13 protein-coding genes and 1 tRNA gene are annotated in these 18,407 nt (G+C 71.6%); 11 read left to right on the forward strand and 3 right to left on the reverse strand.

Going from position 1 to position 18,407, the window contains the following annotated elements; all coding sequences use genetic code 11:
• Nucleotides 1-60: 60 nt before the first annotated feature.
• A complete protein-coding gene (locus WFI16_RS02165) occupies nucleotides 61-2,238 on the reverse strand; it encodes an anthranilate synthase component I (protein ID WP_419896147.1) in 2,178 nt (725 codons plus the stop codon).
• A 446-nt stretch (nucleotides 2,239-2,684) separates the two neighbouring features.
• On the opposite strand from WFI16_RS02165, the gene ffh reads away from it, so the two are divergent.
• From ffh to WFI16_RS02220, 11 genes are all read left to right on the forward strand, one after another.
• Nucleotides 2,685-4,070 carry a signal recognition particle protein gene (gene ffh / locus WFI16_RS02170; RefSeq protein WP_419896148.1) on the forward strand — a complete coding sequence of 462 codons (1,386 nt, stop codon included), beginning with the start codon at nucleotides 2,685-2,687 and terminating at the stop codon, nucleotides 4,068-4,070.
• Between the two features lie 32 nt (nucleotides 4,071-4,102).
• Nucleotides 4,103-4,441, forward strand: a complete 339-nt coding sequence (gene rpsP / locus WFI16_RS02175; RefSeq protein WP_419896149.1) for a 30S ribosomal protein S16 — start codon at nucleotides 4,103-4,105, stop codon at nucleotides 4,439-4,441.
• Between the two features lie 28 nt (nucleotides 4,442-4,469).
• Nucleotides 4,470-5,123 carry a ribosome maturation factor RimM gene (rimM, locus tag WFI16_RS02180; RefSeq protein WP_419896150.1) on the forward strand — a complete coding sequence of 218 codons (654 nt, stop codon included), beginning with the start codon at nucleotides 4,470-4,472 and terminating at the stop codon, nucleotides 5,121-5,123.
• The gene (trmD, locus tag WFI16_RS02185; RefSeq protein ID WP_419896151.1) at nucleotides 5,120-5,845 is read left to right on the forward strand and encodes a tRNA (guanosine(37)-N1)-methyltransferase TrmD; all 726 of its coding nucleotides are present in this window, start codon (nucleotides 5,120-5,122) and stop codon (nucleotides 5,843-5,845) included. Before rimM ends, trmD begins: the two co-directional genes overlap by 4 nt.
• Nucleotides 5,846-5,934: 89 nt before the next feature.
• On the forward strand, nucleotides 5,935-6,309 hold the full coding sequence (rplS, locus tag WFI16_RS02190; RefSeq protein WP_419896152.1) for a 50S ribosomal protein L19: 375 nt from the start codon (nucleotides 5,935-5,937) through the stop codon (nucleotides 6,307-6,309).
• A gap of 407 nt (nucleotides 6,310-6,716) precedes the next feature.
• On the forward strand, nucleotides 6,717-8,132 hold the full coding sequence (gene leuC / locus WFI16_RS02195) for a 3-isopropylmalate dehydratase large subunit (protein ID WP_419896153.1): 1,416 nt from the start codon (nucleotides 6,717-6,719) through the stop codon (nucleotides 8,130-8,132).
• Nucleotide 8,133: 1 nt separating this feature from the next.
• A complete protein-coding gene (leuD, locus tag WFI16_RS02200; protein WP_419896154.1) occupies nucleotides 8,134-8,745 on the forward strand; it encodes a 3-isopropylmalate dehydratase small subunit in 612 nt (203 codons plus the stop codon).
• Nucleotides 8,746-8,794: 49 nt separating this feature from the next.
• Nucleotides 8,795-9,907, forward strand: a complete 1,113-nt coding sequence (leuB, locus tag WFI16_RS02205) for a 3-isopropylmalate dehydrogenase (protein ID WP_419896155.1) — start codon at nucleotides 8,795-8,797, stop codon at nucleotides 9,905-9,907.
• A gap of 192 nt (nucleotides 9,908-10,099) precedes the next feature.
• Nucleotides 10,100-10,176 (forward strand) — tRNA-Arg (locus tag WFI16_RS02210).
• 141 nt (nucleotides 10,177-10,317) lie between these two features.
• Nucleotides 10,318-11,988: a Na/Pi cotransporter family protein gene (locus WFI16_RS02215; RefSeq protein WP_419896156.1), complete on the forward strand. Its 1,671-nt coding sequence runs from the start codon at nucleotides 10,318-10,320 to the stop codon at nucleotides 11,986-11,988.
• A gap of 312 nt (nucleotides 11,989-12,300) precedes the next feature.
• Nucleotides 12,301-14,196, forward strand: coding sequence for a ribonucleoside-diphosphate reductase subunit alpha (locus WFI16_RS02220; protein ID WP_419896157.1), 1,896 nt, complete (start codon nucleotides 12,301-12,303; stop codon nucleotides 14,194-14,196).
• Between the two features lie 168 nt (nucleotides 14,197-14,364).
• Here the strand turns inward: WFI16_RS02220 and WFI16_RS02225 are convergent, their stop codons facing one another.
• Nucleotides 14,365-15,672 carry a DUF2254 domain-containing protein gene (locus WFI16_RS02225; protein ID WP_419896158.1) on the reverse strand — a complete coding sequence of 436 codons (1,308 nt, stop codon included), beginning with the start codon at nucleotides 15,670-15,672 and terminating at the stop codon, nucleotides 14,365-14,367.
• A gap of 283 nt (nucleotides 15,673-15,955) precedes the next feature.
• Nucleotides 15,956-18,388, reverse strand: a complete 2,433-nt coding sequence (locus tag WFI16_RS02230) for a methyl-accepting chemotaxis protein (RefSeq protein ID WP_419896159.1) — start codon at nucleotides 18,386-18,388, stop codon at nucleotides 15,956-15,958.
• Nucleotides 18,389-18,407 lie beyond the last annotated feature (19 nt).

Genomic DNA, 18,407 nt, shown 5'->3' on the forward strand with positions numbered 1-18,407 from the left:
GGCTGGGGGCACCGCCCCCAGACCCCCGCCGGGGGGACCGTGTCCCCCCGGACCCCGCCATCAATCGGCAGGGGACAGGGCGCGCAGGCTCGTTAGGACCTCGCGGATCAAGGGCATGCCGACACGCTCCGGGTCGGTCATCAGCGATTCCGGGTGGAACTGCACGGCGGCCAGCGGCAGCGTGCGATGCTCGATCGCCATGATCACGCCATCCTCGGTCTCGGCGGTCGCCTCCAGCACGGCCGGCAGCGCCAGGCGCCGGGCCTGCAGCGAATGATAGCGACCGACGGTGAAGCGCGGCGGCAGGCCGGCCAGCAGCCGGCCGCCGGTGCGCCGCACCGGGGAAGGCTTGCCATGCATCGGCACCGCCAGCTGGTCCAGGCTGCCGCCGAAATACTCGACCATCCCCTGCAGGCCGAGGCAGACGCCGAAGCCCGGCAGCCCGCGTGCCAGCATCAGGTCGAGTGTCTCCGACATGGCGAAATCCGCCGGGCGCCCAGGCCCCGGGGAAAGCAGCACCAGGTCCGGCGCCGCCGCCTCGCGCAGCGCGGCGCGCGCCAGCTCCGGCCGCAGCGTGCGCAGTTCGGCCCCGGCCGCGCGGAAATAGCCGGCCAGGGTATGAACAAAACTGTCCTCGTGGTCGACCAGCAGCACGCGCGGGCCGGCGGCGCGCGGCGCGGCGGCGACGGCGGCCGTGGTGGCGGCCGGCGCGCCCTCGCCGCGGATGGCGGCGAACATGGCGCTGGCCTTCAGGCGGCATTCCGCCTCCTCCGAGGCCGGGTCGCTGTCATGCAGCAGCGTGGCCCCGGCGCGCACCTCGGCGATGCCGTCCTTCAGGCGGATGGTGCGCAGCGTCAGGCCGGTGTTCATCTGCCCGTCGAAGGTGAAGCGGCCGATGGCCCCGCCATACCAGCGGCGGGCCGAGCGTTCCTCCGCCTCGACATGGCGGATCGCCCAGGTCTTCGGCGCCCCGGTCACCGTCACCGCCCAGGCATGCGACAGGAAGCCGTCCAGCGCGTCGCGGCCGGGCAGCAGCCGGCCCTCCACATGGTCGACCGTGTGGATCAGCCGCGAATACATCTCGATCTGCCGGCGGCCGATGATGCGGACGCTGCCGGGGAGGCAGACGCGCGACTTGTCGTTGCGGTCGACGTCGGTGCACATGGTCAGCTCGCTCTCCTCCTTGCCAGAGTTGAGCAGGGTGCGGATGTTCTCGGCATCCTCCAGCGCGTCGCGACCGCGGCGGATGGTGCCGCTGATCGGGCAGGTCTCGATGCGGTCGCCCTCGACGCGCACGAACATCTCCGGCGAGGCCGCGACCAGGAACTCGCCCTCGCCCAGATTCATCAGCGCGCCATAGGGCGAGGGATTGACCCGCCGCAGCCGCTCGAAGACCGCGCTGGGCGCATCGGGGCAGGCGGCCGCGAAGGTCTGGCCGAGCACCACCTCGAACAGGTCGCCGCGCGCGAAGGCGGCCTGCGCGCGCTCGACCATGGCGGCGTATTCGCCGGGGCCATAGTCGCTCTCGGCCGGCGTGGCGTTGGACCCGGCGCGGAAGGGGTCGGCGGGCGTGGCGCGGGGCAGGGCGTCGGTCGCCGCGTCCCCCACGGAAAAATCGTAGCGGTGCAGCGTGGCGGCGCCGGCCAGGTGGTCCACCACCAGGATCTCGTCCGGCAGATAGAGGACGAGGTCGCGCTGGTCCCCGGCGCGCGGCAGGCGCAACTGCATTGGTTCGAACTGGAAGACCAGGTCATAGCCGAAGGCGCCATAGAGCCCGAGATGCGGGTCGGCCGCGCTGGCGAAGAGGTCGCGGATCGCCCGCAGCGCCGAGAAGACCGAGGGCAGGCGGGAGCGTTCTTCCTCCGGCAGCCGCTCGCTGGGGGTGCGGATGGTGAGCGTCACCGCCTCGGCGTCGGCAGCGAGGCTCTCCGTCTCCGGCAGGGCGCGCAGCGCGGCGGCGAGCGGGGGCAGCAGCAGCGCACCACGGGCGTTCAGCGCGGCGATCCGCATCGAGCGGCCGCGCGCGGTGACCATCAGCGGCGGGTCGCAGAAACCCAGGTCCCAGCGGGTGTAGCGCCCGGGAAATTCGAAGGAGGAGGACAGCAGCACGCCGCGCTGCCGGTCCAGCCGTTCGGCCAGGGCCTGGCGGCTGCCGGCATAATCGGCGGCGGTAGCGCTGTGCCGGACGGTGATGCCGCCGGCGGTGGTGAATTCGCGGGGGAAGGGGGCTTGAGGCACGGGGGGATCTCTCCGGAGGGGGCGCCTCGCGGGATCCAGGGGGGGCTTCGTGTCGTCAGTTCAGTCGCAAAAAAAGCCGCCCGGGGATCTCCGAGGCGGCTTGGAAACAGGAAAACGCGGCCGCCTTATGAGAGGGGCCACCACCAACGCTGCGCGGGGTTTCGCGTGTTCATGGGGCAAGCCTAGGCCCGGCGCGCGGCCGCCGGCAAGGGGACTCGTGCAGGGTCCCGGTGATTGCCAGGAAAACAATGGCTTGGAGGCAGGCTCCGAAAGGAGATTGATTCCCCCACCCCCAGCCGCTAGAACCCGCCGACCCAGGCCCTGCCTGGAGTCTCTCTGTCGGCACCTCCCGGTGAGGTCCGGCTCCGTCGCTCCCCGAAGGCTCGGGCAGCGGCGCATTTTGTTATGGGCGGGCGCCAGCCCGCAGGAAAGGAACACGACCGCCGATGTTCGAGGCGCTGTCGGGCAAGTTGAACGGGGTTTTCGACCGGCTGCGCCGCCGTGGCGCGCTGACCGAGGACAACGTGAACGAGGCGCTGCGGGAGGTCCGCATCGCGCTGCTCGAGGCCGACGTCGCCCTCCCGGTGGTCAAGGACCTGGTCAACAAGGTGCGCGAGCGCGCCGTCGGCCAGGAGGTCATCCGCTCGGTCTCGCCGGCCCAGCAGGTCATCAAGATCGTCAATGACTGCCTGGTCGAGGCGCTGGGCGGTGGCGAGGGCGTCGAGCACGTCCCCGGGCTGAACCTGAACGCCGCGGCGCCGGTCGCCATCCTGATGATCGGCCTGCAGGGCTCGGGCAAGACCACGACCTCGGGCAAGATCGCGCTGCGGCTGCGCGGGCGGGACAAGAAGAAGGTCCTGCTGGCCAGCCTGGACGTGCACCGCCCGGCCGCCCAGCTGCAGCTGGAGACGCTGGCGAAGCAGGCCGGCGTGACCTCGCTGCCGATCATCGCCGGCCAGACCCCGCTGCAGATCGCGGCCCGCGCCATGCAGGTCGCCCGCGGCGAGCTCTACGACGTCGTCATCCTCGACACCGCCGGCCGCCTGTCGATCGACGAGGCGCTGATGGCCGAGGTGGCCGAGGTCAAGGCCGCCACCAAGCCCCACGAGAGCCTGCTGGTCGTCGACGCGATGACCGGCCAGGACGCCGTCAACACCGCGCGCATCTTCAACGAGCGCGTGGGCCTGACCGGCATCGTCATGACCCGCGTCGACGGCGATGCCCGTGGCGGCGCGGCGCTGTCGATGCGTGCCGTCACCGGCGCGCCGATCAAGCTGCTGGGCGCCGGCGAGAAGCTGGACGCGCTCGAGGATTTCCATCCCGACCGCATCGCCGGCCGCATCCTCGGCATGGGCGACATCGTCTCCCTCGTCGAGCGCGCGGCGGAGACCATCGACAAGGCCGAAGCCGAGAAGCTGGCCGCGAAGATGCAGAAGGGTCAGTTCGACCTGGAAGACTATGCATCCCAGCTGAAGCAGATCGGCAAGATGGGCTCGCTGTCGGGCATCCTCGGCATGCTGCCCGGCATCGGCAAGATCAAGTCGCAGATCGAGGATGCCAACCTCGACAACACGGTGCTGAAGCGTCAGGCCGCCATCATCGGCAGCATGACGCCCAAGGAACGCCGCAACCCCGACCTGTTGAAGGCGAGCCGCAAGCGGCGCATCGCCGCCGGTTCGGGGACCACGGTGCAGGATGTCAACCGGCTGCTGAAGCAGTTCGAGGACATGTCCGCGATGATGAAGCGGATGAACAAGCTCGGCCAGAAGGGGCTGATGCGCGGCGGTTTGGGCGCGCTTCTCCCCGGTGCCGGGGGCAAACGCCCCTTCTGATCCACGCTCAAGACAAATAGGACTGACGACTTATGGGCCTGAAGATCCGTCTCGCTCGCGCCGGCGCCAAGAAGCGCCCCTACTACCACATCGTGGTCGCCGACAGCCGCTCGCCGCGCGACGGCCGCTTCATCGAGAAGGTCGGCAGCTACAACCCGATGCTGCCGGCCGACCATGCCGAGCGCGTCCGCCTGTTCGGCGAGCGCATCACGCATTGGCTGCAGCATGGCGCCGTCGCCACCGACCGCGTCGCCAAGTTCCTCGGCAAGGCCGAGCTGGCGCCGATGCCGGTGTTCCGCGAGCAGCCGAAGCAGTCCGCGCCGAAGAAGAAGGCGCAGGAGCGCGCCGCCGCCGCCGCGGCGGCCGGCTGAGCCGCACCGGGCAGGGGCCTGACGCGCCATGGCGGACAAGCGCATTCTGGTGGGGGAGATCGGCCGGCCGCACGGGGTCCGTGGGCTGGTCCGCGTCCAGTCCTTCACCGCCCAGGCGGCGGATATCGCCACCTATGGCCCGCTCTCGGACGAGAGCGGGGAGAAGCGCTATGCCCTGCAATGGCTGCCGGGGGGCCTCGCCCGGATCGAGGGCGTCAGCGACCGCGACGCCGCCGCGCGCCTGACCGGCACCCGCCTCTACGTGCCGCGTGACCGCCTGCCGGCGCCGGAGGAGGAGGAGTTCTACCTCGCCGACCTGGTCGGGCTGGCGGTGCGCGACCGCGAGGGCCGGGCGCTGGGCGCCGTGCGCAGCGTCGAGGATTTCGGCGCCGGCAGCTTCCTGACCATCGTCGACGAGCAGGGTCGCGAGACCCTGCTGCCCTTCACCCGCGCCGTGGTGCCGGTGATCGCCGTCGCCGAGGGTTATCTGCTGGTCGAGCCGCCGGCCGAGGGCCAGCTGCCGCCGGAGGTCATCGCCGCCGCGGAAGCCCGGCCCGCCGCCGATGGCGACGAGGCTGCCGTCCCCGTGGCCGGGGCCTCGGCGCCGCTGCACGCCCTGCCGCGCCGGCAGGACGCGCCGAAGCGCAGCGGCCCGCGCGGCCCGCGCGGCGGTGCCGCATGAGCTGGCACGCCACCGCCCTGACGCTGTTCCCGGAGATGTTCCCGGGCTCGCTCGGCCAGTCCCTGGCCGGCCGGGCGCTGCGCGAGGGGTTGTGGCGGCTGGACGCGCGGCAGATCCGCGACTTCGCCCTCGATAAGCACCGCACGGTGGACGACACCCCCTGCGGCGGCGGCGCCGGCATGGTGCTGCGGCCGGATGTGGTGGATGCCGCCTGCTTGGCGGCGCTGGCCGAGGGGGCGGATCGCCCCCTGGTCTACCTGACGCCGCGCGGAAAACTGCTCGACCAGGCGCTGGTGCGGGATCTGGTGGCGGGACCGGGGGTGATCCTGGTCTGCGGCCGCTACGAAGGTCTCGACCAGCGGGTGATCGAGGCGCGCGGCATGCGCGAGGTCTCGATCGGCGACTATGTGCTGTCCGGCGGCGAGCCGGCGGCGCTGGTGCTGCTCGATGCCTGCGTCCGGCTGCTGCCCGGGGTGATGGGGGGCGCGGAAAGCGCCGCCGAGGAAAGCTTCTCGGCCGGCGCCCCGCTGCTGGAATACCCGCAATACACGCGGCCGGTGGAGTGGCAGGGGCGGGCAGTGCCCGAGGTGCTGCTCTCCGGCCATCACGCGGCGGTGGCGCGGTGGCGCCGGGAGATGGCGGAGCGGGCGACGCGCGAGCGGCGCCCCGACCTCTGGGCCCGGCAGGGTGAGGGCGTGGCGGCCAAGGCTTCGGCCGGCTGAGGCTCTAGGGGCCCGGGCCGGTCTCGGATTTTCAGGATTGAACGGGTGGCCAGGCGCCGCCCACCAGGATTGTCGAGAGGACCATAACTATGAACCTGCTGCAGCAGTTCGATGCGGAACAGCGCACCCGCCTGCTCGAGGCCCGTGCCGTGCCGGAATTCGCCGCCGGCGACACCGTGCGCGTGATGGTCAAGGTCGTCGAGGGCGAGCGGACCCGCACCCAGGCCTATGAGGGCGTGGTGATCGCCCGCTCCAACAAGGGCCTGCACAGCAACTTCACGGTGCGCAAGCTGTCCTACGGCGAGGGCGTCGAGCGCGTCTTCCCGCTGTACAGCCCGAACGTCGCCGAGATCGCCGTGCTCCGCCGCGGCAAGGTGCGTCGCGCCAAGCTGTATTACCTGCGTGGCCGCACCGGCAAGTCGGCGCGCATCGCCGAGAAGGCCGCCCCGCGCGCCAAGGCTTAACTTCTACTGGGTTCCGGCGCCTCGATGGGGCGCCGGGGCCGGTCGAGGGTTGAGCCTTGCTCCGGTCGCAGGCCGGGACGGCCTGCGGCGAATGGCTCGCGCAGTTTCCTTGCGCGAGAAGCGCGCTATATATGGTTTTGTTGTGCGGTGACCCCTTGCAGGGGAAGCCGATGCGACGGAAAAGACAGGGGTCCGGAGCGCGCCGAGCGCCTCCCGGCCCTGTTTTTTCCAGGCTTACCGGCCGCGCCAGGGGATGCCTCCCCCTTCGCAGCGGGCTGCCCGGATAGAGATATCAGGGTTCCGGGGGATGCCTCCCCTCTGGACCATCGCGACCTCCGGGTGGCGCTGGGCCCCCAGCCCCACGGCCACGCGGATGAGTGAACCATCTGCCAAGAGGAATGCCGCCGATGTCGGCCACGAAGCCGCGCACGCTCTACGACAAGATCTTCGACGCCCATCTGGTCGAGACGCTTCCGGACGGCACCGCGCTTCTCTACATCGACCGGCACCTCGTGCATGAGGTGACCAGCCCGCAGGCCTTCGAGGGGCTGCGCCTGGCGAAGCGCCCGGTGCGCCGCCTGGACGGCACCATGGCCGTGGTCGACCACAACATCGCCACCGATGCCTCGCGCTATACCGGCATCGAGGATCCCGAGAGCCGCACCCAGGTCGAGACGCTCGAGAAGAACGTCGCCGAATTCAACGTCCCCTATATCCCGCTGACCGACGCCCGCCAGGGCATCGTCCATGTCATCGGGCCGGAGCAGGGGCTCTCCCTGCCGGGGATGACCATCGTCTGCGGCGACAGCCACACCTCGACGCATGGCGCGCTCGGCGCGCTGGCCTTCGGCATCGGCACCTCCGAGGTCGAGCACGTGCTGGCGACCCAGACCCTGCTGCAGAAGCGCGCCAAGAACATGCGCGTGACGGTGGAAGGCACCCTGCCGGTCGGCTGCACCGCCAAGGACATCGTGCTGGCGATCATCGGCAAGATCGGCACCGCCGGCGGCAATGGCCATGTCATCGAATTCGCGGGCTCGGCGATCCGCTCGCTCGACATGGCCGGCCGCTTCTCGGTCTGCAACATGTCGATCGAGGCCGGTGCCCGGGCCGGCATGATCGCCCCCGATCAGACCACCTTCGACTATGTGCGGGGTAGGCCCTTCGCGCCGAAGGAAGAAAGCTTCGACCGCGCGGTCGAATGGTGGAAGACCCTGCCCTCCGACGAGGGCGCGGTCTTCGACAAGGAGGTCTTTCTCGACGCCGCCGAGATCGTGCCGATGGTCTCCTGGGGCACCAGCCCCGAGGACGTGCTGCCGATCACCGCCGCCGTGCCCGACCCCGAGAGCGGCGCCGACGAGGCCCGCCGCGCCCAGCTGCGCCGCATGGTCGAGTATATGGGCCTGACCCCGGGCCAGAAGCTGACCGACCTCAAGGTCGACGTGGTCTTCATCGGCAGCTGCACCAACAGCCGCATCGAGGACATGCGCGCCGCCGCGCAGATCGCCCGCGGCCGCCGCGTGGCCGAGGGCGTGCGCGCCATGGTGGTGCCCGGCTCCGGCCTGGTGAAGCAGCAGGCCGAGCGCGAGGGGCTGGATGCCATCTTCCGCGAGGCCGGCTTCGAATGGCGCGAGGCGGGCTGCTCGATGTGCCTCGGCATGAACCCGGACAAGCTGACCCCGGGCCAGCGCTGCGCCTCGACCAGCAACCGCAATTTCGAGGGCCGCCAGGGTCCGGGCGGGCGCACCCATCTCTGCTCGCCGGCCATGGCCGCCGCCGCCGCGGTGACCGGCTTCCTGACCGACGTGCGGGAGATCGTGTGACATGGACGCCTTCACCACGCTGACCGGCATCGCCGCCCCGTTGCCGATGGCCAATGTCGACACCGACAAGATCATCCCGGCGCGCTTCCTGAAGACCATCGCCCGCACCGGGCTGGGCAAGTCGCTCTTCGCCAATCTCCGCTACAACGAGGATGGCAGCGAGAACCCGGATTTCGTGCTGAACCAGCCGCCCTACCGCCAGGCGGAGGTGCTGATCGCGCACGAGAATTTCGGCTGCGGCTCGTCGCGCGAGCACGCCCCCTGGGCGCTGCTCGACTTCGGCATCCGCTGCGTCATCGCCCCCGACTTCGCCGACATTTTTCATAATAACAGCTTCAAGAACGGCATTCTGCCGGTGAAGCTGCCGCGGGACGTCTGCGACCAGCTGATGGAAGATGCCAAGCTGGGCGCCAATGCGCGGATCACCATCGACCTGGAGCGGCAGGTTGTCGTCCGGCCCAATGGGGAAGAAATCCCCTTCGAGATCGATCCGCTGCGCCGTCACCTGCTGCTGAACGGCCTCGACGATATCGGCCAGACCATGCAGCAGGCCCCGGCGATCGACAGTTTCGAGGCGCGGCAGCGCGCGGCGCAGCCCTGGCTGTACCGCTGAGCCGACGGCGCAGGTCCCGGCGAGTTCCACGGAAGGAAGCGACTGACAGATGACGGCGAACAAGAGGCTGCTGGTTCTCCCCGGCGACGGCATCGGGCCGGAGGTGATGCGCGAGGTGCGCCGCGTCATCGAATGGATGGACCGCCGCCGCCATGTCAGCTTCTCGCTCGAGGAAGGCCTGGTCGGCGGTGCCGCCCTCGAGGCCGAGGGCTCGCCCTGCCCGGACAGCACGGTCGAGCGCGCCCTCTCGGCCGACGCCGTGCTGTTCGGCTCGGTCGGCGGCCCGAAGTGGGACACCCTGCCGTTCGACAAGCGCCCCGAGCTCGGCATCCTGCGGCTGCGCAAGGAGCTGGGGCTGTTTGCCAATCTGCGCCCGGCGCTGGTGCTGGAGCCGCTGGTCGATGCCTCCAGCCTGAAGCCCGAGATCGTCCGCGGCCTCGACCTGATGATCGTCCGCGAGAGCACCGGCGGCATCTATTTCGGTGAGCCGCGCGGCGTCGAGGTGATGCCCAACGGCAAGCGCCGCGGCATCGACACCGAGGTCTATACCGAGGACGAGATTGCCCGCGTCGCCCGCGTCGCCTTCGACCTGGCGAAGAAGCGCACCGGCAAGATGACCAGCGTCGAGAAGGCGAATGTCATGCAGTCCGGCCGCCTCTGGCGCGCCGTGGTCTCCGAGATCGGCCGCGCCGAATACCCGGAGGTCGAGCTGAGCCACATGTACGCCGACAACTGCGCCATGCAGCTCTGCGCCCGGCCGAAGCAGTTCGACGTCATCCTCGCCAGCAACATTTTTGGCGACCTGCTTTCCGACCTCGCGGCGGCTGCCACGGGATCGCTGGGCATGCTGCCCTCGGCCACGCTGGGCGCGGTGGATTCCTCGGGCCGCCGCCACGCGCTCTACGAGCCGATCCATGGCTCGGCGCCGGACATCGCCGGCAAGGGCATCGCCAATCCCTGCGCCCAGATGCTGTCCTTCGCCATGCTGCTGCGCTGGTCCTTCGGCATGGAGGAGGATGCGAAGATGGTGGAGACGGCGGTGGAGAAGGTGCTGGCCGGCGGGTTGCGTACCGCCGACATCATGGGCCCCGGCACCGCGCGGGTCGGTACCAGCGTGATGGGCGACGCCATCCTGCGCGAGCTGGACAAGATCGCCGCCTGATCCGCGGCCGGCCTGTCCGGATCCGCTGCCACGCTGAAGGGGCGGGAAGGGGGAAACCCCTTTCCGCCCTTTCTGCATTCCGCCGCAGGCCCGATCGTTGCGCGGGCGGCGGGCCCTGAAAAAAATGACAAAAAATCGCGGCGGGCCTGTTGCGTCCGCGCCGGCCGGCGGCTATTTCCCCGCCACTGGCCGGCGCCCGTAGCTCAGCTGGATAGAGCACCAGACTACGAATCTGGGGGTCAGGAGTTCGAATCTCTTCGGGCGCGCCAGTCACTCTTCGATGCGACAGCATCCGGAAAGGAGCTGAGGGATCAAACCCTCGGCTCCTTTTTTTTTATGGCTCGGCCGGCACGGGCCGCCGCTCAGCCATGCTTTGCATCGCGCCGCCGGACATGGTCGAGTGTGAAGCCATGTCTGTCTTCCTCAGCCTGATCAGCCTGGGTGGCGCCGTCGCGCTGCTGCTCTGGGGCACGCGCATGGTGCAGACCGGCGTGCAGCGCGCCTTCGGCGCCCGGCTGCGCGGCCTGCTGGCGCGCGCGCTGGGCACCCGCTTCCAGGCCTTCCTGGCCGGCATCGGCGTCACCGCCCTGCTGCAGAGCAGCACCGCCACCGGGCTGATGGTCACCGCCTTCGCCGCCGAGGGGCTGGTCGGGCTGATGCCGGCGCTCTCCGTCATGCTGGGCGCCAATCTCGGCACCACGCTGATCGTCCAGCTGCTCAGCTTCGACGTCACCGCGCTGTCGCCGGCGCTGATCCTGGCCGGCTTCCTGCTGTTCCGCCGCAATGCCGCCAGCCTGCTGCACGATCTGGGCCGCGCCATCATCGGCCTCGGCCTGATGCTGCTGGCGCTGCACCAGCTGCTGCTGCTCTTCGCGCCGGTCGAATCCGCCCCCGCCCTGCGGCTGCTGTTCCGCATGGTCGGCGAGGCGCCGGGCGTGGCGCTGCTGCTGGCCGCGGTGCTGGCCTGGGCGCTGCATTCCTCGGTCGCCGCCGTGCTGCTGGTGATGTCGCTGGCCGGCCATGGCGTGCTGCCGCTGCCGGCGGCGCTGGCCATGGTGGTCGGCGCCAATCTCGGCAGCGCGCTGAACCCGCTGCTGGAGGGGCTGGGCCGCGCCGACCCGGCCGGGCGCCGGCTGCCGCTGGGCAATCTGCTGAACCGGCTGCTCGGCCTGGCCCTGGCCATGCCGCTGCTCGGGCCGCTGGCGGCGCTGGTCGCCTGCGCCTCGCCCGATCCGGGGCGCGGCGTGGCGCTGTTCCACACCGGCTTCAACCTGGCGCTCGCCCTGCTCTTCCTGCCGCTGCTCGGCCCCTATGCGCGGCTGCTGCAGCGGCTGCTGCCGCCGCGCCAGGACCCGGACGATCCCTCCCGCCCGCGCTACCTGGACGGCGCGGCGCATGAGCTGCCGGCGGTGGCGCTGGCCGCCGCCGGGCGCGAGGCGCTGCGCCTGGCCGATCTGCTGGAGGAGATGCTGCGCAGCGCGCGCGCCGTGCTGGACCGGCCGGAGGCGCGCATCCCGCCCGGCCTGGCCGCGACGGAAGCCGCCATCGACCGGCTGAACGGCGCCATCAAGGCCTATCTGGCGCAGCTCGACGCCGAGGCGATGGATGCCGAGGACCATCGCCGGCTGCAGGCCGTGCTGCTCTTCGCGACGCATCTGGAGCAGGCGGCCGACATGGTGCAGCGCGGGCTGCTGCCGCATGCGGCGCGCCCGCGCAAGCGCGGCCTGCCGCTGCCCGCGCCGGCCCGGGCCGAGGTGTTGGGCTGGCTCGACCGGGTGCTGGGCAATCTGCGCATCGCCGGCGCCCTGCTGATCACCGAGGATGCCCGCGCCGCCCGCCAGCTGGCCGAGGAGAAGGCGGTGTTCCGCGACATGGAGGCCGCCGCCACCGGCGCGCATTTCGCCCGGCTGCGCGACGCCAGCCGGGTCGAGGCGGAGGCCAGCGCCCTGCAGCTCGACCTGCTGCGCGACCTGAAGCTGGTGAACAGCCACGTCGTCGCCGCCGCCGCCTATCCGCTGCTGGAACGCGACGGGACGTTGCTGTCCAGCCGGGTCGCCCTGGCCGCCGCGGACGAGTCCTGACCGGCCGGCCTCCGGCGCAGGTCAGGCCCGCGAAAATATCTCACGGCCATGCTCCGGCTCGACCAGGGCCGTGGATAACCGCGCCCAGGCCCGGAATCCCTGGGATTCGCCGGCAGCCCGGCCTGTGAATGAATCGGGCGTCAAAGAAAATCTGGGGGGAGGGGAGACAACCGACCCACCAGATATGGGTTGATGCCAGCGGCGGCCCGGTGCAAATCTGCCCCCCGCGCCCCCCGGCTGCTGTGCCCCTGCTTCCGCCTGTGCCTGCCCGATGCGCCCCCCTTACCGCCCACTGCCAGGGAATTTTCCGCCGTGCTCGATGCCGTTCAGCTTGCCGATGACATCCAGCTTGCCGGCCATGGCCAGGTGCGTGTCGACCGCTCGCGCGACGCGCTGCTGACCGATTTCGGCAAGGCGACGCTGGATGACCGCTATCTGCTGCCGGGCGAGTCCTACCAGGACCTCTTCGCCCGCGTGGCCAGCGCCTATTCGGACGACAGCGCGCATGCCCAGCGCATCTACGACTATATCTCCCGCCTCTGGTTCATGCCGGCGACGCCGGTGCTGTCCAATGGCGGCACGACGCGCGGCCTGCCGATCTCCTGCTTCCTGAACGAGGCGAATGACAGCCTGAACGGCATCGTCGACCTCTGGAACGAGAATGTCTGGCTGGCCTCCAAGGGCGGCGGCATCGGCTCCTACTGGGGCAACCTGCGCTCGATCGGCGAGAAGGTCGGCCAGAACGGCAAGACCAGCGGCATCATTCCCTTCATTCGCGTGATGGACAGCCTGACGCTGGCCATTTCCCAGGGTTCTCTCCGCCGTGGCTCGGCGGCGGTCTACCTGCCGGTCTCGCATCCCGAGATCGAGGAATTCATCGACCTGCGCCGGCCGACCGGCGGCGACCCGAACCGCAAGGCGCTGAACCTGCACCATGGCGTGCTGGTGCCCGATGCCTTCATGCGCGCGGTCGAGGCGGACGAGGAATGGGCGCTGACCTCGCCCAAGGATGGCGCGGTGGTGCGCAAGATCTCGGCGCGCTCCCTGTGGATCCGCATCCTGATGGCGCGCATCGAGCAGGGCGAGCCGTACATCATCTATTCGGACGCGGTGAACAACGCGCGGCCGGAGCACCACAAGCTGTCGGGCCTGGAGGTGAAGACCTCCAACCTCTGCTCCGAGATCACCCTGCCGACCGGGCGCGACCAGCATGGCAAGGAGCGGACCGCGGTCTGCTGCCTGTCCTCGCTGAACCTCGAGACCTGGTTCGCCTGGAAGGATGAGAAGCACTTCATCCCCGACGTGATGCGCTTCCTCGACAACGTGCTGCAGAGCTTCATCGACCTGGCTCCCGACAGCATGGCGCGCGCCAAGTACAGCGCGATGCGCGAGCGCTCGGTCGGCCTCGGCGTGATGGGCTTTCATTCCTTCCTGCAGGCGCAGAACGTGCCGTTCGAGAGCGTCATCGCCAAGGTCTGGAACAAGCGGATGTTCAAGCACATCCGCGAGCAGGCCGATGTCGCCAGCCGCCAGCTGGCCGAGGAGCGCGGGCCCTGCCCGGATGCCGCCGAATACGGCTTCATGGAGCGCTTCTCGAACAAGATGGCGATCGCGCCGACCGCGTCGATCAGCGTCATCTGCGGCGGCGCCTCGCCGGGCATCGAGCCGATCGCGGCCAATGTCTACAACCACAAGACGCTGTCGGGCAGCTTCATCGTCCGCAACCCGTATCTGAAGGCGCTGCTGCAGAAGCACGGCCGCGACGACGACGAGACCTGGACCAACATCACCGTCACCAAGGGCAGCGTGCAGCACCTGGACTTCCTGGACGAGCAGGAGAAGGCCGTCTTCAAGACCGCCTTCGAGCTCGACCAGCGCTGGGTGGTCGAGCATGCCGCCGACCGCACGCCCTTCATCTGCCAGAGCCAGTCGGTGAACCTGTTCCTGCCGGCCGACGTGCACAAGCGCGACCTGCACCAGATCCATTTCCAGGCCTGGAAGAAGGGCGTGAAGTCGCTCTACTACTGCCGCAGCCTCTCCATCCAGCGCGCCGACACGGTCAGCGAGAAGGTCTCGGTGCAGCCCGCCCTGGGCTTCGCCGCCGCCAACAGCGTCGAGGCGGTGCTGCCGATCCCGGTGGCCCGCACCCGCGCGGTGGCCGGCCAGGCCAGCTCGACCGATTACGAGGAATGCCTGGCCTGCCAGTAGCCTAAAGCCGGTCGCCTGAGGCGCGGCGGAACCGGCCAGCGGCCGGCGCCGCCACGGCTTTTTCTGCCGATCCGGGCGGGGCCGCTGCCGCGGGGATGAGCACTTCTTGCCGGGGGCCAGGCCCCGCGACCGAAGGGTGCGGCCTGCGCGTCCATGGCAGCGCCGGGCTTATCCGGCGCTCAGGCCGGGTGCGTCATCCGGCGCGGAGCGCAGCAGTGCCGGATAGCGCATCTCCAGCTCCGCCACCGCCGCCCGCTCACCCAGCTTCTGCCGCCCGGCCGCCAGGGCGAGATCGGCGTGGCGTTGCAGCCCCGCGCGGCGCGCCGGCGCCCGCTCCACCGTGGCCACGGTGCCGAGGATCTCCATCAGCCGCAGCAGCACGGCCGGCGAGCCCGCGCCATTCTGCCGGATCATGTGGAACATGGCGTCCAGCAGGCCATCATAATCCACCGCATGGCGGAACAGGACGACGCGCCCGTCGCGGAGCACGGCGCTGCCCGGCAGGTGGCGCTCCGTCATGCCGCAGAGCGCATCGCCGAAGCGGTCGAGCACCGCGATGGCCGTGAACGGGTCGTTGATGCCGGGTGACAGGGCCCGGACCGCGACCTCGGCCAGCTGCCGCACGGCGAATTCCAGGTCCTGCGCGGCGGCCCGCCGGTCGCCCAGGCTCATGGCGTCCTGCACCCGCTGCACCGCCCCTGCGGCCAGCGCCGGCGGCGACACCCGGGCCACGGTGGTGCCGGCGAAGACATAGTCGCCGGGGCGCACCAGCAGGGTCAGGGTGGCGCCCTGTTCCGCCGCCCAGTCCGCGAGGCCGTCCTCGCCCAGCGCCCGCAGATAGCCGCCAGCCCCGGCGGTGACCGCCTGTCCCTCCGGGCCGGGACCGACCGGCCCGGGATCCGGCTTGTCGAGGGTCAGCCGGGCGAGCGCCTCGCGCAGCTCCGCATGGACCGTGCCGATCACGGTCTCGACGTTGATGCCGGAGGCGATGTGGTGGACGAACCAGGTCAGCGTCCCGACGCAGAGCAGGGCGAGGAGAAGGGCGCCGGTGACCCCGAGATGCGGCACGAAGGTGCCTTCCTCGACGGCGCGCACCGTCCGCAGCACGACCAGGGCATAGACGAAGGTGCCCAGGAAGACGCCGAGCGCGACCTGGTTGCCGGCGTCGCGCACGAAGTTCCGCAGCAGCCGCGGCCCCATCTGGCCGGAAGCGAGGGAGAGCGCGGCCACCGTGATGGAGAAGGTGGTGCCGGCGACGCCGATCACCGAGGTGGCGATGGCGCCCAGCAGCGCCCGGGCGCCCGCTTCGCCGCCGGCATAGAGCCAGCTCTCGGGCAGCAGGGAGCGCGCCGCGTCCCACTGCTCGATCCAGACCGCCGTCTCGCCGAGCAGCAGGCCGAGGAGGGTGAGGAGCGCCGGCCGCAGCCAGAAGGCATCGCCCAGGGCTTCCAGCCGCTCGCGCAGGCTGGTGCTCATGGCACATGGCCTGGCGCCGGCCGCGGCTGCCGCGAGCCGGCGCCCTGCCGCGCCCCGGCGGATGCGAGAGCCGCCATGGCGATGTCGATCATCCTGTCGTCCTTCCCTGGCTGGCGGCGCCCGAGGCACCCTGGTCCCGCCCGCGTGCCGCGCCGTCGACGGGGCCGCCGCCGGCCGGCTGCACGCGCGCCATGCTCCCCGCCGGCCTGCCGCCCTGCAGGTCGCAACGGCGGGCCGCCACGAAAGTTGAAGGTTCGCCTGCCCGAAGGCGCCGGCCGCCCGGTCAGGCCGCGTCCGGCAGCGGCAGCCCGGCGAGGAAGGCCTGCAGCGCGCTGCGGCCGGCTTCGCTTTCCTCGAAGGCGAAGTGCAGGCCGGCGGCATCCTGGCGCAGCGCCCGGGCCGCCAGGTCGCAGGCCAGGCCGGGCACCCGCAGTCGCAGCACCTGGCCCGGGTGGACCCAGGGGGGCACCTCCAGGCAGCAGCCGCCGCCCAGCGAGAGGTTGGTCAGCCGCGCCGGGCCGCGCTGGCCCTCGGCCGTCAGCTCGACCGGCAGGGCCAGCGTGTGGCGCTGGTCGAGGCGCCGGTCGGCGTCCGGCGTGGCGGTGCGGACGATGCGCACCAGCACGCCCAGCATCTCGTCGATGGCGCCGCGCGCCCCGGCGGCCTCGTGGCGCATCGAATCGGCCTGCGCGCCGGCGCCGTCCATCGAGGCCGCCACGGCGCCGACCTCCCCGGCGACGCGGCGGGCGGCGCCGGCCGCGCGCTCCACGGTGGCGGCGATCTCCTGGGTGGCGGCGGATTGCTGCTCCACCGCGGCGGCGATGGCGGCGGAGGTGCCGCCGATCTCCGCCACCGCGCGGCACATGTCGCGCATGGTGGCCACGGCGACGCCGGTCGCCTGGCCGATCTCGCCGACCTGGCGGCTGATCTCCTCGGTCGCCCTGGCGGTCTGGCTGGCCAGGTTCTTCACCTCCGAGGCGACCACGGCGAAGCCCTTGCCGGCCTCGCCCGCCCGCGCCGCCTCGATCGTCGCGTTCAGCGCCAGCAGGTTGGTGCGGCTGGCGATGTCGGCGATCAGCCGCACCACCTCGTCGACCCGGCCGGCGGCATGGCTCAGCCCGTCCATCACCGCGCCGCTGGCCTGGCCGCGCTCGGCGGCGGTGCGGGCGATCGCCGAGGCGGCGGCGACCTGGCCGGAGATCTCGCGGATGGCGGCGGAGAGCTGCGCCGTCGCCTCGGCCACCGCATCGGTGCCGTGCAGCGCCTCGGCCGCCAGCCGGCTGACCGAGGCGCTGCGCCCGGCCACCTCGGCGGTGGTGGCGGCGACCGCCTCGGCCGCCTGCGACATGGCGCCGGCGCGGGCGCCGATCTGCCGCACGGTCTGCCCGGCCTCGGCCTCCACCCGCTCGGCCATGGCGCGCACCGCCTGGCGCTTGGCCTCCTCGGCGGCGCGGCGCTCCTGCTCCTGGGCCAGGCGCAGCTGCTCGGCCTCCCGCATGTGCTGGCGAAGGATGCCGACGGCCCGGGCCATGGCGCCGATCTCGTCGCGCCGGCCGCTTCCCTCGATCGCCGCGTCGGTGGCGCCGCGCGCCAGCTGGTGCATGGCCTCGCCCAGCCGCAGGATCGGCCGCGCCAGGCTGCCGCCGACCAGCAGGCTGAGCGGCAGCACCGCCAGCAGGGTGCCGCCCAGCACCAGCAGGCTCTTGCGCTCCAGCCGCAGGCTGGTGGCGAAGGCCTCCTCAGCCGGCACCCGCACCAGGCTGGACCAGCCGAGCCCGGGATAGCCCAGCGCGCCCTCGCCGCGGGCATAGCCGGTGACGCTGTCCTGCCGCAGGGTCCGGTCCTCGCCGACCAGGGCGCCGCGGCGGCCGGCCACCGCCTCGCGCGCCGCCGGCTCGCCCGCCTGCGCCAGGTCGCGCTGGCCGATCACGCTGAAATCCCGCTGGTAGGGGCCGGGCCGCCGCCGCGGGGCGAGGTCGACCAGCACGCGGCCCTGCGCGTCCAGCACGGTCAGCTCGGCGCGCGGCATGCCCTGGCCGGCGAGCCGCTGGTAGAAATCCTCGACGATGGTCTCCACCAGGTCGAAGCCGGCGAAATTGACCCAGACGCCCAGCAGCTCCCCGGCCAGGTTGCGCACCGGCGCGGCGAAGCGGAGGCTGTAGCCGTCCTCGCCCGGATAGGCCTGCTGCACCGGCGGGGCGCGGTCCGGCGCCTCCACCACCGTCCCGGTCAGGCCCTGCGGCCCCTCCAGGAAGCGCCCGGCCAGCGCGTCGCGCAGCCAGGCGGCGCCGGCGAAGGACTGGCGGTACAGCGCCTCGCTGGCGATCGGCTTGCCCTGCGCGTCATGCGCATTGACCGCGAGCACCTCGCCCTGCGGGCTGACCAGCAGGGTCAGCTTGTACAGCCCATAGGTCGCGACATACTGGTCCATGATGCGGACCAGCGGATTGGCATCGCCCGGCCGCCGCCAATGCGCCGGGTCGTGCGCCACCGGATTGAGGCCGAAGGCCTGCACGTCGCCGTAGCGCTCGAACAGGTTGCGGTCGACGATGTCGTTCAGCGTGACCGCCGCCTCCATCAGCCGGCTCATCGGCCCCTCGCGGATCGCCGCCTGCTCGCTCTGCAGGAAGCCGGCGAGCACGAGGCAGGGCACCAGCCCGAAGGCCAGCAGCAGCGCCATGATGCGGACGCGGATGGTGAGGCGGGGCAGGGACATCCGGCAGGGCCCTCCTGGT

Origin of the sequence: Roseomonas sp. USHLN139, from assembly GCF_037145735.1 — a bacterium.
Taxonomy (GTDB): domain Bacteria; phylum Pseudomonadota; class Alphaproteobacteria; order Acetobacterales; family Acetobacteraceae; genus Pseudoroseomonas.